The following is a 15,809-nucleotide window of genomic DNA, read 5'->3' as shown; positions in this document are numbered from 1 at the left end:
TTTGGCAGCAGACGCGCTTGACGGGAATCCCCCGGCCGCGCACGCGGAGGTCATGCGCAACTTCGCCCTCATGACCGTAGCCGCCGCCAGCCTGCTGGTCGCCGCCGCGCCCGCCTCCGCCCAGGATCTGGCCGCCAGCGCCGCCGCCGTTCGCGACAAGGCGCTGACCGATCAGACCGCCTGGACGATCGCCGAATCCCTCACCACGGAAATCGGGCCGCGCCTCGTCGGCTCGCCCGCCATGGACCGGGCCAAGGACTGGGCGGTCGAGACGTTCAAGCGCCAGGGCTTCCAGAACGTGAAGGTCGAGACCTTCACCGCCTCAGGCTGGTTCCGGGGCGAGGAGAGCGCGGAAGTGGTCGGCCCCTATCCGCAGAAACTGCATATCCTGGGGCTCGGCCGTTCGTCGTCGACGCCGAAGGGCGGGATTACGGCCGAGATCGCGCTGTTCCGCAGCTACGACGCGTTCCTCGCCGCGCCGGAGGGGTCGCTGAAGGGCAAGATCGCCGTCGTCACTGGCGTGATGACCCGCGCCCAGGACGGTTCCGGCTACGGCGCCATCAACGCCCAGCGGAGCCGCGGCCCAGTCGAGGCCGCCAAGCGCGGCGCCGTCGCCTATCTGATCCGCTCGCTGTCGACGGACGACACCCGCCTGCCGCACGCCGGCGGCGCCAGGCGGGCGGCATCCCGGCTGCGGCGCTGTCGACGCCCGACGCCGACCTGCTCGAGAACATGGTCGCCCGCGGCAAACCCGTGACCGTCAAGCTCAACATGACCTCGCGGTTCGAACCCAAGGTTCCGGCCTACAACATCTCGGGCGAAATCCCCGGCGCGGACCCCGGAGCCGGGGTGCTGATCGTCGGCGGACACCTGGACTCCTGGGATGCGGGCACGGGCGCGGTGGACGACGCCGCGGGCATCGCCATCACCACGGCCGCCGCCAAGCTTGCCGCCTCGCAGGGGCCATTGAAGCGGACGCTCCGCGTGGTGATGTGGGGCTCGGAAGAGCAGGGCGGCTCCAGCGAGGCCTATCTCGCCGCGCACAGGGACGAAGTCGCCCAGATGGTGGTCGTCGGCGAGAGCGATTCCGGGGCCGGCCGCGTGTGGCAGGCCCGCCTGCCCAAGGGGAGCCTGGACCATCCGGCCATGCAGGCGTTCCGGGCGACCATCGCTCCGCTGAAGGTGATCGTCAGCCGCGAGGCTCCGCGGTTCGGGGGCGCCGACGTCTCGGGCCTGATCTCGGCCGGGGCCGTTCGTGGAGTTCGACCAGGACGCCAGCCGCTACTTCGATCTGCACCACTCCGCCGACGACACGCTGGACAAGATCGACCCGGCGGAGCTGTCGCAGAACGTGGCGGTCTGGGCCGCATTCCTGCACGCGGCGGCGAACAGCGACATCGATTTCCGGGCGCTGGCGGCGAAGCCCTGAGGCCTCCCGCCGCGGCGCCGTTACGGAACGGGCTTCCGTAGCCGACCGGAGTTGCGTCGCGCCCTCGTCCCGCGCGACCCTGGCCGTCATGCCGGACGGGCGCCGCCAAAGCTCACCTCTACAAGCCCAAGCTCGCCACCGCCCTGAAGGAGGGTTACAGCGCCGGGGCGCTGCGACGCGACGCGATGGCCGGCCTGACGGTCGCGATCCTCGCGTTGCCGCTGTCCATGGCCATCGCCGTGGCCTCCGGCGTTTCCCCGGAGCGGGGCCTGTGGACGGCCATCGTCGGCGGGTTCCTGGTCTCGGCCCTCGGCGGGAGCCGCTACCAGATCGGTGGGCCTGCCGGCGCCTTCATCGTCCTGGTCTCCGCCACCACCGCGAGGTTCGGCGTCGAAGGCCTGCTCCTGACGGTCCTCATGTCGGGAGTCATGCTCGCGCTGGTCGGGCTGCTCCGGCTGGGGTCGCTGATCCGCCACATCCCCCACGCGGTGACCGTCGGCTTCACCGCGGGGATCGGCGTCACCATCCTGGCCAGCCAGATCAAGGATCTCGCCGGCCTGACGCTGCCCGGCCGGGAGCCGGGCGAACTCGTGCCCAAGCTCGCCGCGCTCGCCGCAGCGGCGCCGACCGTCACGCCGGCCGCCCTGGCCTTGGGCCTCGGTGTCGCGGCTTTCATCCTGGGTCTGCGCCGGTTGAGGCCCGGCTGGCCGGGGATGCTGTTCGCCGTCGTCGGCGCGACGCTCCTCGCCGCCGGGCTGCACCTGCCGGTGGAGACCATCGGCGCGCGCTTCGGCGACCTGCCCCGCAACCTGCCGGCGCCCGGCCTTCCGCCGTTCACCCCCGGGCTGGCGCTGCAGGTGCTGCCCTCCGCGCTCGCCTTCACCTTGCTGGGCGGAGTCGAGAGCCTGCTCTCGGCCACGGTCGCCGACAGGATGACGGGCCGCGTGCACAGGGCGAACATGGAACTCGTGGCGCAGGGGCTCGCCAATGTGGGCTCGGCGCTGTTCGGCGGTATCGCCGTGACGGGGACCATCGCGCGGACCGCGGCCAACATCCGCGCCGGCGCCCGCAGCCCGTTCGCGGGCATGCTGCATGCCCTGTTCCTGCTGCTGTTCATGCTGCTGGCCGCGCCGCTGGCCAGCTACATACCGCTCGCGGCCCTCGCCGGCGTGCTGGTGGTCGTGGCCTGGAACATGGTCGAGAAGGATGAGCTCGCGCGTCTGGCGCGCGACTGGCGGACGGGCGCGGTGCTGTTCGCCACCTTCGGGTTCACGATCCTGCACGACCTGACGCTGGGGATCGTCGCCGGCTGCCTGCTCGCCGCCTTCATCAGCCTGTGGGAGCGCGGCCGCGCGCGCACTTGACCCGGGGCCCCCCGTGGGCGACGGCGGACGCCAGACCACCCAGCCCCACGAGTCGTCACAATGACCGCCCCCCCTCTCCGGACACCACGTCGCCGTTCTGCTGGGCGGCCTATCTTCCGAGCGCGAGGTGAGCCTCGTCTCGGGCCGCGAGTGCGCCGATGCGCTGGAGCGGCTGGGCCCCGCGTGAGCCGTGTCGACGCTGGCCGCGACGTCGCGGAGGTGCTGGCGCGGCTGAAGCCGGACGTGGTGTTCAACGCCCTGCATGGCGCGTGGGGCGAGGACGGCTGCGTCCAGGGCATCCTCGAGACGCTGCAGGTCCCCTACACCCACTCGGGCGTGCTGGCCTCGGCGCTGGCGATGGACAAGGCCAAGGCCAAGGCGGTGCTGGCGGCGGCGAGGGTCACCGTCCCCGGCGGCGGGCTGTACAACCGCTTCGACGTGGCCCGCGATCACGTGATGCCGCCGCCCTACGTCGTGAAGGCCAACGCCGAGGGATCGTCGGTCGGCGTCTATATCGTCCGGGATCGCGCCAACCGGCCGCCGCAGGAAATCCTGGAGCCGTCCTGGACCTACGGCGACGAGGTTATGGTCGAGCCCTTCGTGCGCGGGATGGAGTTGGCGGTGGGCGTCATGGACGGCAGGGCCATGACCGTGACCGAAATTCTTACCGAGCGAGAGTTCTACGACTACGACGCCAAGTACGCGGAGGGCGGCTCGCAGCACATCGTTCCGGCCCGGATGCCGCAGCATGCCTTTGAAAAGGCGAAAGAACTGTCCGAGCGCGCACACGCCGCTCTTGGTTGTCGGGGCGTTACCCGGGCGGACCTCCGTTATGACGACATTAACGACATTCTGGTCCTCTTGGAGGTCAATACCCAGCCCGGCATGACGCCCACCTCGCTCGTCCCCGAGCAGGCGGCGGCGCAGGGCGTGGATTTCGACCGGCTTGTGTTGTGGATCACGGAGGACGCCTATGCCCGCGGCGGAGCGGGGAGCATCGCGAGTCGCAGCGACGCCCCGGCCCAAGGCAGCCCCCGCCAGGGCGTCGGGCGGGCAGGGTAGTCCCAGGCGGTCACCCGCCAAGGGCGCGGCGGCCCCGCGCGGCGGCGCCTCCCCCAAGCTGATCCTGTTGGCCGCGTCCGGCGTGCTGATCGCCGCCGTCACCGCCACGCTCGCCACCGGCGGTCGCGGCGAGGCCCTGGCGCACAGCGTGACCGCAGCGGTCGACGGCCAGTTCGGCCAGGCCGGGTTCCGCCTGCAGGCCGTCCATGTCCAGGGCGCGTCCAAGATGGCCACCCCGGACATCGTCCGCGCCGCCGCCGTCCAGAAGGACCAACCGCTGCTGGGCATGGATCTGGACGCCTTGCGCGCCCGGGTCGAACAGGTGGGCTGGGTGAAGGAAGCCAAGGTCGTGCGCCTGCTGCCCGACACCCTGGTGATCGCCGTCGAAGAGCGCCGGCAGCTGGCCGTCTGGCAGCACGGCGGGCGTACGGTGGTGATCGACGACAAGGGCGCCATCATCCCCGAGGCCGATCCGGCTCGCTTCCCGACCCTGCCGCTGGTGGTGGGCGCGGGCGGCGCACAGCACGCGGGCGAGATCCTGCCGGTCCTGGCCCAGCGGCCAAAGCTGATGCAGCGCCTGGAAGCCCTTGTCCGCGTCGACGATCGCCGCTGGGACCTGCGCCTGAAGGACGGTTCGCTGATCCAGCTCCCCGCCGCGGGCGAGGAGGACGCGCTGGCCCAGCTCGAACAGCTCGACCTGCGCTCGCGCATCCTTGAGCTGGGCTTCGAGCGCATCGACCTGCGCAACCCCGACGTCGTGGCCGTCCGGCCGCGCGCCCCCATCGGTCCCACCGCGCCGGGCGGCCTGGTCGCCGCCGGCGTGTAACGAAGAGAAGAAAAGCCCCGCAGATGCTCAAGCTGCCGACCCGACCCGAAGCCGCCGCCAAGGACAGCCGCGATGGTCTGAAGGCCGCGCTTGCGCCGCCCAAGGTGATCGCCGCCGTCGACCTGGGCGCCTCGAAGGTGACCTGCTTCATCATGAAGCCGGAAGGCGTGCGCAAGGCGGACCGGACGCTGACGACCTGCGGCGTGGGCTACGTCCAGTCGCGCGGCGTGCGCGGCGGCTCGATCGTCAACCTCGACGAGGCGTCGGAAGCCATCGCCCAGGCGGTGGAGCGGGCCGAGAACGTGGCGGGCGTGAACGTCCAGGGCGTGGCGGTGGCGACGGCTGGCGGCCAGCTCTCATCGTCTCGCGTGGCCGGCCGCGTCTCGATCGGCGCTCGTCCGATCGCCGACAACGACCTCGTCCGCGCCATCCAGAACGCATTGGCCCAGATCAAGCTTCCGGGCCGCCGCGCGGTCCACATCCTGCCGGTCGCCTGGTCGGTGGACGGGCAGGGCGGGGTGCGCGATCCGCGCGCCATGTTCGGCAAGACGCTGGGCGTCGAACTGCTGGTCGTCTCGGTCGCCGAAACCGTCTTCCAGACCCTCGGCGCCTGCGTCGAGCGCGCCCACCTCCAGCTCGAGGGCGTGGTGGCCGCGCCGTTCGTCTCGGCCCTGGCTGCGCTGGAAGAAGACGAGATGGACCTTGGATCGGTCTGCATCGACATGGGCGGCGGCTCGACCTCGGCGGCGGTGTTCACCGGCGGCAGCCTGGTCCACGTCGAGACCGTGCCGGTCGGCGGCCAGCACGTGACCCAGGACATCGCCCGGGGCCTGTCGACCTCGATCGCCGGCGCCGAGCGCATCAAGACCCTGCACGGCTCCGCCATCGCCTCGGCGAACGAGGACCGCGAGATGATCGAGGCGCCGCCCCGCGGCGACGATCCGGGCGCGGGTCCGGTCGTGGCGCCGCGCTCCCTGCTCAAGGGCATCATCGCCCCGCGCGTCGAAGAGACCCTGGAACTGCTGCGCGACCGCCTCAAGGCGTCGGGCGCGCCGGTGGAGCCGGGCGCGGGCCTGGTGCTGACCGGCGGCGCCAGCCAGCTGGCGGGCGTCCGGGAAGTCGCCGTCCGCGTGTTCGATCGCCCGGTGCGCCTGGGCCGGCCGCGCCGCGTGCCGCACCTGGCCGACGCCGCCTCGGGCCCGGCCTTCACGGCGGCCGCCGGCATCCTGCACCGCGCCGCCTTCGGTCCGCGCGAAGCGGTCTCGGCCAAGTCGCTGACCTCGGCCAAGCTGCGCCGGGAGCCGCTGGACCCCCGCGCCAATCCGGTGGCCAAGGCCGCCGCCTGGCTGCGCGAGAACCTCTAGGACGGCGCCGCTTCACCCCGGGCGATCCTGACGATCGCCTCGGCGCTTTGGGCGATCAGGGTGGCCCGGGCCTCCGCGGCCCCGCCGGTCGCTTCCCGGGTGACGGCGAACTGGCGCAGGGCCGCGCCGCTCGGTGTCGTGATGCTTACCTTGACCGTCATTCGGGCGGTCTTCGCGTTGCGGCCGGCCGGGCGGTAGTCCGCGATCACGAAGACAAGCCGGGCTGCCGGCCCGCCCTGCGGGGCCCGGCCGACCTCCGTCCGCACGGCCTCGGCGAGGGTCTGGGCCGTCCCAGGCGGCGTCCTGACCCCGGACGCCGCCGATCCGCTCACATCCTGGATGTCAATGCGCGCCGAGAAGGCCGGCGGGGCGGTCGGGGCCGGCGCGGTCCTGGGCAGGGCGGAGCAGGCGGCAAGGGCCGAGGCGATGGCCACGGTCAAGGCGATCGTCCTGAGCATGTCGTTCTCCGGGTCCCCGTCCCGCAACCGAAACGAGCTTGACCAGAGCCGGTTCCGGCGGCGGCTAGTCCTCGACCTCGATGAAGATCGGGTTGGCGTAGAACCAGAGGTCGGCCCACGGGTCCTCGCCGATCGCGTCGGGGGCAGGCTCGAGTTCGGCGCCGTTCGTGCCGCGGATTCGTACGTAGCCGTCGGCCGTCACGTTCCTCAGCGTGTAGACCATGTTCAGCCGCTCGCCGTCCCGCGCCCAGTCGGCGGGGCCGAAACGCTTCTCTACGCGTGCGGTCGGGTTCTGGTCGGCGCTGCGGTCGGCGGCCGGACCCGTGACGTCGCCGCGGATCAGGTCGATGCGGGCGACGCTGGGCGTGGAGCCGCCGAAGTTCTCGCCCGCGGGATCGCGAACGCGGATGACGATGGCGACGTCCGAGCCTCTCGGGACCTTCAGCGCGCCGCCGATTTCGGCCCGGCGCCGGCCGTCGGCGGTCTGGGCGGTGACGTCGACCTCGGACACGAGGTCGCCCAGGGTGACGAAGACCCGGCCGTTGCGCAGGCCGTCCAGCACGTCGTCGTAGGTCCGTGTCGCCTTGACATAGGTCTTGGAATATTCGCCGGGCCAGAAGTCGGAGCCGCCCTCGGTGTAGTGGCGGTGCGAGTCGGAGGTGGCGGTGATCCACCAGCGGCGGCCTTCGCCGAGCATGGAGTCCCAGACGCCGCCGACGATGGCCGCCATCTGGTCGAAGCCGCCCATCGTCGGCGCGCGACGATAGGCGCCCCGAGCACGGTGCTCCTCATCGGCGCTTCCGGGCGAGAGCAGGGGCCCTGCCTGGTGCCCGGGCGCGCCCTCCATGCCGACGGCGACGGTCGGCGCGGTGTCGTTCCAGTTCCGCAGTTCGTGCGGGCTGACCTTGCCATACTGGCCGACGCCGTCGGCCGTGCGGGACGGATGATTGGCGATCACCACGGGCGGCGCGGGCAACGCCCGCATGTGGGTCAGCGCATCGAGCATGCGCCGTTCGGTGTCCCAGGTGGGATCGGCGGGCCAGGGCTCGCGCCGATTGTAGCCGCTTTCGATGCCGAACAGCGTGTCGCGTTCGGCCGGCGTCTTCGGCACGATCACGCTGGAGTGTTCCGCGCCCGGCGTGTCCAGCTCCATGCCGAAGAACAGGATCAGGCCGGGGGTTTCCCGCCGGGCCTGCAGCACCTCGGGATAGGCCTGGTCCCTGTTCAGCTTGGAATGGTTGGGGCCGCCGTGGTCCGTCGCCGCCATCCAGGCCAGGCCATGCTCCGCCGCCCGCTTGGCGTTGGTGCGGATCGTGTTGTTGCTGTCGCCGCCGATCACCGGCTCGGGGGCGAACGTCCGTCCGTCGCGTCTTTCCAGTCGACGCTGAACCAGCTGTGGACGTGATGGTCGCCCGCCAGCCACGTGCGCTTCGCCGGATCGGCGCCGCTGGCCTTCGCGCCCGGGACCGGCTGGAAGTGCTGATGTCCGGGGTGAGCGCTCGCCGGGGCGGCGAGGGCGGCGAGGGCGGCGGCGAGCGCCGCGCCGGCCAGGATCGCGTGGCGTCGCCGCATGGCTGAGCTCTCCTAGAACGTCATCCGCGCGACGAGCTGGAACACCGGTCCGGCCTCCTCGGCCTCCCGCTCGAACTCGTCGTAGTCCCGGTCGATCTGATCCTCGATGGTGTTGAACTTATCGAAGGCTTCCCTCTTCTTGCCGTCGAGCAGGTTCGAGCCCGTGAGGCGGATCACGAAGCGGTCGCTGAGGCGCTTCTCGACGAACAGCTCGAGATCGGCGCCGTAGGTGGTGGTGACCTCCTCGCCGATGATCCGGCCGAAGGCCTTCCCCTGCTTGCGGTAGGTGGCCCCGAATGCGGCGCCCCATTCGGGAAGGTCGTGGATGAAGCCGGCGTTCAGGACAAACTTGGCCTGGTCGTTGAAGCGGCGGCCGCCGAACTCGTCGGTGATGTCGCTGTCGAGCCAGGAGTAGTTGAAGAACACCCCGGTGTTCTCCAGCCCCGCGAAGGTCAACGGCGTCGAGAGGTCGAACTCGATGCCCCACACCTTCCCGTCGCCCGTATTCCGGGGGCTGAGCACGAACGTGCCGGGGCCTTCGCTGCCTTCCTCACCGGTGCCGGCGACCTCGATGAGGTCCTTCACGTCGCGGTAGAAGACGTTGACGCCGGCGACGCCACGACGGCCCATGCGGCGCTCGTAGCCGAGGTCGAGGCCCCAGGCCGTCTCCGGCTTCAGGTCGGGATTGCCGAAGAAGTCGTTGTCGCCCAGCTCGGCCTCGAGCAAGGCCGGCGAGATGAAATTGAAGTTCGGCCGGCGAACGGTGCGCGCGACCGAAAGGTTGATGCGGTCGGCGGCCGACAGGGTCCAGCGCAGGTGCGCCGACGGCAGCAGGAAGCTGTAGTCGTTCTTCACGTCGCGCGCGCCGGCCGCGGCGGTTTCGTCCTCGATCGTCGTGTCGGTGTTCTCCCACCGGACGCCGGCTTCCCAGACGAAGGCGCCGGCGTCGCCTGTGACCATCAGGAACGGGTCGATCCGCTCTTCCCGGATGTGGTTCAGCCCGCCCGCTTCCGGCAGGAACGGACCGTAGTCGCCGGGCAGCGTCGGCCGCGGCGCCGGCGCGTTGGGGATGGTGATCCGGTTGCGGTCGGTGGTGATCGCGGTGTCCCGGTCCTTCCGGGCGTATTGGACGCCGAATGCGAGCTCCGCCCCGCCCAGGTCTCGCCTGTGCGACAGCTCGCCGGTGATCTCCTTGTCTTTCAGTCGGGTGAAGGTCAGGTCGCCGGTGAAGCGGTCATCCTCCGGGAAGGGCCGGGTGTCGCGCAGGTACTCGTACTCCTCCTCGACCTCATCCTGCCGGTCGCTCAGCTCGGCGTAGCCGATCTTGAAGCGGGTGCGGCCCCCCGCCATGTCCTGATCGAAGCGCGCGCCCAGCGACCAGTTGTCGGTGCGGATGTCGACGTTGTTGTCGTTGTAGGTCAGCAGGTCGGCAGGACCGATGCGCCCGCCGGCGTACTCGATGGAGTCCTCGTCCTCGTAGCGGCTGGTGCGCACGAAGAAGCCATCGAGCTTCAGCGCGCCCGTTTCGGTCCTGAGGTCGTAGCTGCCGTTCACCGAGTAATCGGTCCCGTCGCGCAGGTCGCTCTGCAGCTCGATGTCGTCCAGCGTCCCGCCGGGTTCGGAATAGCGCCAGCTGGTCTTCTGCTTGGGATTACGACGGCCCTGCACATTGGCGCCGACGATGAAGCGGCCGGGACCGAACTCGCCGGAGTAGACGCCGCCCACCGTCCCCTTCACCCGCTTGTCGTCGAAGTGGAGCGCGCCGACGCGCAGGTAACCGCCATCGACCGAATAGCCGTCCCGCAGCACGATGTTCAGGGCGCCGGCCATGGCGTCGCCGCTTCGGTTGGCCGAGGCGGACCGGACCACCTCCACGCGCTCGATCAGCTCGGCGGGGATGCGGTCGACGAAGAACGAGCGGTCGAGGCCGGCGCCCGGCACGCGCTCGCCGTTGATCAGGATCTGGGTGTAGCCCGGATCGAGGCCGCGCAGGCGGGCGCCGTCCGATTCTGAGGACATCCGAGAGGAAGGCGACGCTCGGCACGCGCTTCAGCGCATCGCCGGCGGTCAGGGGTTCGAACCGCTGGAAGTACTCCAGGTCGTACGAGAGGACCGGCTCGGGCCCCTCGACCCGGTTGCGGAAGGCGATTTCGCCGGTGACGATCAGCTCTTCGACCGTCTTGGTGCGATCGGCGTCGTCGGCGGCCGCAGCCGCGTCGAGCGCGTGCGCTTGGGCGGCAGACAACAAAGAGATCGCAGATGCGACCGCGTAGAGCGAGCGCTTGGTCATGTAGCTATCCCCCGTACTGGCCGGTTGACCTAAGAACTCGGCCGGATCTATTCGGGGGGCTGGAATTAGTTTTCGATCGAAACGGGGGCCAGTGATGTTTAGGCGTCGGATCAGTGACAGTTTTGTGTCGGTTCTGGCGTCATCAATACTTCTCGTGTCGTGTGGTTCATTCGAGGCGCAGTCCGACTCTCCGAAGATGACCGTGGGCGCGGGCACGCCGGTCCCGGCTGCGGCCGAGACCCCGCCGGTAGGAACCACGGCCGCCGACGCCGCCGACGATCCGGCCATCTGGGTCGATCCTGCGAACTCGTCTCGGGGCGTGATCATCGGCACCGACAAGAAGTCGGGCCTCTATGTCTACGACCTGGCCGGGCGGCAGACGCAGTATGTGGCCGGCGGCTTGCCGAACAACGTCGATCTCCGTGGCGGCTTCCCGACGCCGGCGGGACCGCGGGTGCTGGTCGCCGCCTCGGATCGGGGACGGCCCGGCGCCGGCGCGGCGCTGTTCCTGCTCGATCCGGCGACGCTCAAGCTGGACTTCTGGGCGGCGATCCCGGTCGACCTGGCGGAGCCTTACGGCCTGTGCATGGCCGATCGCGCCGGGACCTTCCTGGTCATCGTGAACGGGACGGACGGCCAGGTCCGCCAGCTGAAGGTCTCGGCGGGCGCCGACGGCAGGCCGCAGGTCGTGGAGGAACGGCGGTTCTCGGTGCCGACCCAGCCGGAGGGGTGCGTGGCGGACGAGGCGGCGAACCGCCTGTACCTGGGCGAGGAGGGGGCCGGCATCTGGCGCTTCGACCTCGGACCCGTCGCGACGCCCGGCCAGCTGTTCGCCAGGGCCCCGTCCGCCGAACTCGTCCCGGACGTGGAAGGTCTGGCGCTGCTGAGGGACGGCCCGGCCACCTGGCTGATCGCGTCCAGCCAGGGCGACAGCGCCTTCGCGGTGTACCGCGTCGACGGACCCGAGCCGGAATACCGCGGTCGGTTCAGCGTGGTCGCGGCGAACGGCGTCGACGCCGTGACCGGCACCGATGGCGTAGCGGCGCTGGGCGGCGCCGTCGGAGCTTTCCCGGAGGGGCTCATCGTCATGCAGGACGACGTGGATGAAGGCCCGCCCGGCGCCCGCCAGAACTTCAAGCTGGTCGACTGGCGCGAGGTGAAACGGGCGCTCGGCCTCTGAATCGCCTCACCTTTGAACGGCGCGGTAACCGGGCCTAACGCGCCGCTAACCGGTCGCGCGCGGACGCGTTGCCGCAGGCTTGCCGGGGCGGAAGCTGAGTCCTTGAGGGACAAGCGGAATTTTCCCTGTGGCTAAGCTCGCCGGAATCGCGACTCGCGCTATGGGCTTAACGCTCGCTTAAGGATGTCGGTCCCCAAATAAACCCATCCTTAAAGAAGGGTGCGTCAGGCGGGCGGGTCGCCGGCGCTCTGACCGTATTTGGGAAGGACGCAGGGTCCATGGCCATTTCTCTCACCGCGCCGCGCGCCACGGAACTCAAGCCCCGGATCGTCGTGTTCGGCGTCGGCGGCGCGGGCGGCAACGCCGTCAACAACATGATCGAGGCTGGCCTGGAGGGCGTGGAGTTCGTGGTGGCGAACACCGACGCCCAGCAGCTTCAGTTCGCCAAGACCGATCGCCGCATCCAGCTCGGCGTGCAGGTGACCCAGGGCCTCGGCGCCGGCGCGCATCCCGAAGTCGGCATGAGCGCGGCGGAGGAGAGCATCCCGGAGATCGGCGAGCACCTCGACGGCGCCCACATGGTGTTCATCACCGCCGGCATGGGCGGCGGCACCGGCACGGGCGCGGCCCCGATCATCGCCAAGTGCGCCCGCGAGCGCGGCATCCTGACGGTGGGCGTGGTCACCAAGCCCTTCCACTTCGAGGGCCGCCACCGGATGCGCCTGGCCGACGCCGGCATCAACGAGCTGCAGCGCTACGTCGACACCCTGATCGTCATCCCGAACCAGAACCTGTTCCGGGTGGCCAATGAGCGGACGACCTTCGCCGAAGCCTTCGGCATGGCCGACCAGGTCCTGCACTCGGGCGTCCGCTCGATCACCGACCTGATGGTGCTGCCGGGCCTGATCAACCTCGACTTCGCCGACGTCCGCACGGTCATGACCGAGATGGGCAAGGCCATGATGGGCACCGGCGAGGCCACCGGCGACGACCGCGCCCTGATGGCCGCCCAGAACGCCATCCAGAACCCGCTGCTGGACGAGGTCTCGCTGAAGGGCGCCAAGGCCGTGCTGGTCAACGTCACCGGCGGCCTCGACATGACCCTGCTGGAAGTCGACGAGGCGGCCAACGCCATCTCGGAACAGGTCGACCCCGAAGCCAACATCATCTTCGGCGCGGCCTTCGACCCGACCCTGGACGGCAAGATCCGCGTGTCGGTGGTCGCCACCGGCATGGACGGAGCCTCGATCGCGTCCATCGAGCCTCGGGTGGAGCGTCGCTCGCTCACCGCCGAGCCGCTTCGCGCCACGGTGACCCCGAAGGCCCCGGAAGCCGACCCGGTCATGGCGGCGAGCGCGCCCGCCGTGGAGCCTGCGGCCGAGCCTGCGTTCAGCCTGGACGCCCGCGAGGAAGAGCAGCCCGACATCTTCAGCATGCCCGCGGCGGCCGAGGCGGAACCTGCGCCGGCTCCTGTCGCCCGGACGTTCGAGCCTGTCGCCCAGGCCCCGGCCGACGTGGACGAAGAGCCGCTCTTCGCCGAGCCGGCCTACGAGGCGCGCAAGCCGCGCGGCGGCTTCCTGAGCCTGTTCGGCGGCCGTCCGCGCTACGATGCGCCCGCCCAGGCTCCGCAGCAGGCCCGCATGGACGCCCGTCCGGCGGCCGGCCCGGTCGCCACGGCGGCGCCGGTGCGTGGCGGCGCTCAGCCGCTCGAGGCGCAGCAGTACGAGCAGGAGCCGGATACGGCCGAGGACCTCGAGATCCCGTCCTTCCTCCGCCGCCTGGCGAACTAATTCTGGCCACGCCACCGGGCTAAAGTCGGCATCGTCACACAAACGAGAAAGCAGGGAGCTCACGCTCCCTGCTATTGTTTTGGCGTCCAACCAACCGGGAGGGCGGACAATGACCTACACGAAGGTGATCTGGGTTTCCCCATTGGCGGACGGCTGGACCGTGCGCTGCGCCGAACTGGAGCCGCTTGTGTTCCGATCCGGACGCCAGGCCGAGGCCCAGGCGAGGGCCCTGGCGCGCTGCCTGTCGGGTCTCGGACGCGACGCCCAGGTGCGGATCCAGGACCGCGCCATGAACCTGGTGGGCGCCCAGGACTATCCGGCGGGCTGACCCCTCGCGGCCTGCGGGCGTCACGGAAGCGAGATGGACTCGCGTCAGGCAAGGCCTGAGCCCGAACGCGGCGAAACATAGCGAAACAGCAAGTGTTTTGCTGCACTGCATCGAAGCATCCTATGCAGCAGTTGTGGGGCTCTAGCTCGGTCATCCGTGACCGGACTTCTTGTGTTTGTGGAAGGTCCTCAGGCTTCGATGGCGCCCGTGTTCCAGCATACCGTGAAGGCTCCGGCCCTCTTCGCCGGCGTAGGCGTCCACACCGGCGCCTACACGCGGGTGGCCGTGCGCCCCGCGGCGCCTGACGCCGGGATCGTCTTCGTGCGCAGCGACGTCACCGATCGCGACAACCGCGTGCCGGTGTCGCCCGAGGCGGTCTGCAAGACCCAGCTCGGCACGGTGATCGGCAACGCCGCGGGCGTGACCGTTTCGACCATCGAGCATCTCATGGCCGCCCTCGTGATGCTGGGCGTCGACAACGCCATCGTCGAGCTGGACGGGCCCGAGATGCCGATCATGGACGGCTCCAGCCTGCCGTTCCTCCGCGTGCTGGACCGCGCCGGGGTGCGCCAGCAACAGTCGCCGCGCCGCTACATCGAGATCCTGGAGACGGTCGAGGTCGTGGACGGCGACAAGCGTGCGACGCTCAAGCCGGCCGAGCGGTTCGAGGTCGCCTTCGAGATCCGCTTCGACAGCGCCGCCATCGGCACGCAGGTGGTCGACCTGCCGATGGATGAGGCTGCGTTCCGCGACGAGCTCGCCGACTGCCGGACCTTTGGCTTCCTGCACGAGGTCGAGGCCCTGCGCGCCATGGGCCTGGCCCGCGGCGGCTCCATGGAGAACGCGGTGGTCATCGACGGCGGCCGCGTGCTGAACCCCGAGGGCCTCCGCCGCCCCGACGAGTTCGTGCGCCACAAGGCGCTCGATGCGATCGGCGATCTTTTTCGTGCTTGGCGCGCCCGTCCTGGGCCGCTTCGAAGGCGTGCTCGCCGGACACGGTCTGAACAACGCCGTGGTGCGCGCGCTGGTCGCCCGGCCCGGCGCCTGGCGAGTCCGCACCTTCGCCGAAGATTTCGCCGAAGCGGTCTGACCCGCTGCGACCGCGCCGCCGTTTGCTCGCCACAGTCGGTGGTGTAGAAGCGACTCTCCGCGTGGGGGCGCGCGCGTTGGTCTTGAGGTGAAGGTGTCTCCGGTTCGAACTTCTACGCGAGTGGTTCTCGTCGCCGCCGCCTGCGCGCTCGCCCTGTCCGCCTGCGCAGGCCAGAAGAAAAGGCCGCGGCTGGTCTATGAGGAACGGCCGGTCGAGCTGCTCTACGCCACCGGGGCGAACCGCCTTGACCGGGGCCTGTGGAACCAGGCCATCAACTACTTCCAGGAAGTGGAGCGCCAGCACCCGTATTCGGAGTGGTCGCGCCGCGCGATCCTGATGCAGGCCTACGCCCACTATCAGTCCAACGACTACGCCGAGGCGATCGGCGACGCCGACCGGTTCATTCAGCTGTACCCCGGCAACCCGGCGGCGGCCTACGCCCACTACATCAAGGCCATCTGCTACTTCGAACAGATCGTCGACGTGGGCCGAGACCAGGCGGCGACCGCCCAGGCGCTCGAAGCCCTGCGCACGGTCGTCCAGCGCTATCCGACCACCGAGTATGCCCAGGACGCGCGGCTGAAGATCGACATGGTCAACGACCAGCTGGCCGGCAAGGAGATGACCGTCGGCCGCTGGTATCTGCGCAACGGGGACACCCTGGCGGGCGTGAACCGCTTCAAGACCGTGGTCGACCGCTACCAGACCACGACGCACACGCCGGAAGCCCTGTACCGTCTGGTGGAGGGCTATCTGACGCTTGGCCTGCTGGACGAGGCCCGGAAGAACGGCGCCGTGCTCGGCTTCAACTATCCCGGCGATCCCTGGTACCGTGACGCCTACCGGCTGCTCAACGACCGGGGGCTGCGCCCGGCGGTGGAGCCCACCGGCGACGGCAAGCGGGGCCTGCTTCGCCTGCCGTTCCGCAAGGACAAGGGCCAGACCATCCGGCCGCCCGCGGCCGAAGCGCCGGCCGCCAGCACGGACGCCGCCGCGAGTGCGGCGGAACCGAAGGCGAACTGAGCCCTTTCCGGGCGCCCTGATTCCGTACGATCC

General features: G+C 70.4%; 13 protein-coding genes and 2 pseudogenes. 11 read left to right on the top strand and 4 right to left on the bottom strand.

Annotated elements, in window-relative coordinates; translation table 11 throughout:
- Window positions 1-52: 52 nt before the first annotated feature.
- The 6 genes and pseudogenes from LRS10_RS24625 to ftsA all read left to right on the top strand — a co-directional run bounded on the left by LRS10_RS24625 (window position 53) and on the right by ftsA (window position 6,045).
- Window positions 53-757: a hypothetical protein gene (locus LRS10_RS24625; protein ID WP_308237998.1), complete on the top strand. Its 705-nt coding sequence runs from the start codon at window positions 53-55 to the stop codon at window positions 755-757.
- Complete coding sequence (locus LRS10_RS24620; protein ID WP_308237997.1) at window positions 754-1,470, top strand: M20/M25/M40 family metallo-hydrolase; 717 nt, start codon at window positions 754-756, stop codon at window positions 1,468-1,470. The genes LRS10_RS24625 and LRS10_RS24620 overlap by 4 nt, the downstream gene beginning before the upstream one ends.
- 102 nt (window positions 1,471-1,572) lie before the next feature.
- Window positions 1,573-2,793, top strand: coding sequence for a SulP family inorganic anion transporter (locus tag LRS10_RS21070; protein WP_257839232.1), 1,221 nt, complete (start codon window positions 1,573-1,575; stop codon window positions 2,791-2,793).
- Between the two features lie 97 nt (window positions 2,794-2,890).
- Window positions 2,891-3,855: pseudogene (locus LRS10_RS21065) on the top strand (D-alanine--D-alanine ligase).
- The gene (locus LRS10_RS21060; protein WP_257838952.1) at window positions 3,767-4,681 is read left to right on the top strand and encodes a cell division protein FtsQ/DivIB; all 915 of its coding nucleotides are present in this window, start codon (window positions 3,767-3,769) and stop codon (window positions 4,679-4,681) included. The pseudogene LRS10_RS21065 and the gene LRS10_RS21060 overlap by 89 nt, the downstream one beginning before the upstream one ends.
- 23 nt (window positions 4,682-4,704) lie before the next feature.
- Window positions 4,705-6,045: a cell division protein FtsA gene (ftsA, locus tag LRS10_RS21055; RefSeq protein ID WP_257838951.1), complete on the top strand. Its 1,341-nt coding sequence runs from the start codon at window positions 4,705-4,707 to the stop codon at window positions 6,043-6,045.
- Here the strand turns inward: ftsA and LRS10_RS21050 are convergent.
- The 4 genes from LRS10_RS21050 to LRS10_RS21035 form a co-directional block, all read right to left on the bottom strand.
- Window positions 6,042-6,503: a hypothetical protein gene (locus tag LRS10_RS21050; protein ID WP_257838950.1), complete on the bottom strand. Its 462-nt coding sequence runs from the start codon at window positions 6,501-6,503 to the stop codon at window positions 6,042-6,044. The genes ftsA and LRS10_RS21050 overlap by 4 nt on opposite strands.
- A 64-nt stretch (window positions 6,504-6,567) precedes the next feature.
- On the bottom strand, window positions 6,568-7,842 hold the full coding sequence (locus LRS10_RS21045) for a phosphoesterase (RefSeq protein ID WP_257838949.1): 1,275 nt from the start codon (window positions 7,840-7,842) through the stop codon (window positions 6,568-6,570).
- The gene (locus LRS10_RS21040) at window positions 7,839-8,075 is read right to left on the bottom strand and encodes a hypothetical protein (protein WP_257838948.1); all 237 of its coding nucleotides are present in this window, start codon (window positions 8,073-8,075) and stop codon (window positions 7,839-7,841) included. Before LRS10_RS21040 ends, LRS10_RS21045 begins: the two co-directional genes overlap by 4 nt.
- 12 nt (window positions 8,076-8,087) lie before the next feature.
- On the bottom strand, window positions 8,088-10,094 hold the full coding sequence (locus LRS10_RS21035; protein WP_257838947.1) for a TonB-dependent siderophore receptor: 2,007 nt from the start codon (window positions 10,092-10,094) through the stop codon (window positions 8,088-8,090).
- 365 nt (window positions 10,095-10,459) lie between these two features.
- Between LRS10_RS21035 and LRS10_RS21030 the strand changes: the two genes are divergently transcribed.
- From LRS10_RS21030 to LRS10_RS21010, 5 genes and pseudogenes are all read left to right on the top strand, one after another.
- Window positions 10,460-11,545: a phytase gene (locus tag LRS10_RS21030; RefSeq protein ID WP_257838946.1), complete on the top strand. Its 1,086-nt coding sequence runs from the start codon at window positions 10,460-10,462 to the stop codon at window positions 11,543-11,545.
- A gap of 278 nt (window positions 11,546-11,823) precedes the next feature.
- A complete protein-coding gene (gene ftsZ, locus LRS10_RS21025) occupies window positions 11,824-13,335 on the top strand; it encodes a cell division protein FtsZ (RefSeq protein ID WP_257838945.1) in 1,512 nt (503 codons plus the stop codon).
- 109 nt (window positions 13,336-13,444) lie between these two features.
- On the top strand, window positions 13,445-13,663 hold the full coding sequence (locus tag LRS10_RS21020) for a hypothetical protein (RefSeq protein WP_257838944.1): 219 nt from the start codon (window positions 13,445-13,447) through the stop codon (window positions 13,661-13,663).
- A 198-nt stretch (window positions 13,664-13,861) separates the two neighbouring features.
- A pseudogene (lpxC, locus tag LRS10_RS21015) lies at window positions 13,862-14,753 on the top strand (UDP-3-O-acyl-N-acetylglucosamine deacetylase).
- Between the two features lie 120 nt (window positions 14,754-14,873).
- Window positions 14,874-15,776, top strand: a complete 903-nt coding sequence (locus LRS10_RS21010) for an outer membrane protein assembly factor BamD (protein WP_374570760.1) — start codon at window positions 14,874-14,876, stop codon at window positions 15,774-15,776.
- Window positions 15,777-15,809 lie beyond the last annotated feature (33 nt).

It is taken from the genome of Phenylobacterium sp. J426, assembly GCF_024699945.1.
Taxonomy (GTDB): domain Bacteria; phylum Pseudomonadota; class Alphaproteobacteria; order Caulobacterales; family Caulobacteraceae; genus Phenylobacterium.
This window is presented reverse-complemented; position numbering and strand designations above follow the sequence as displayed.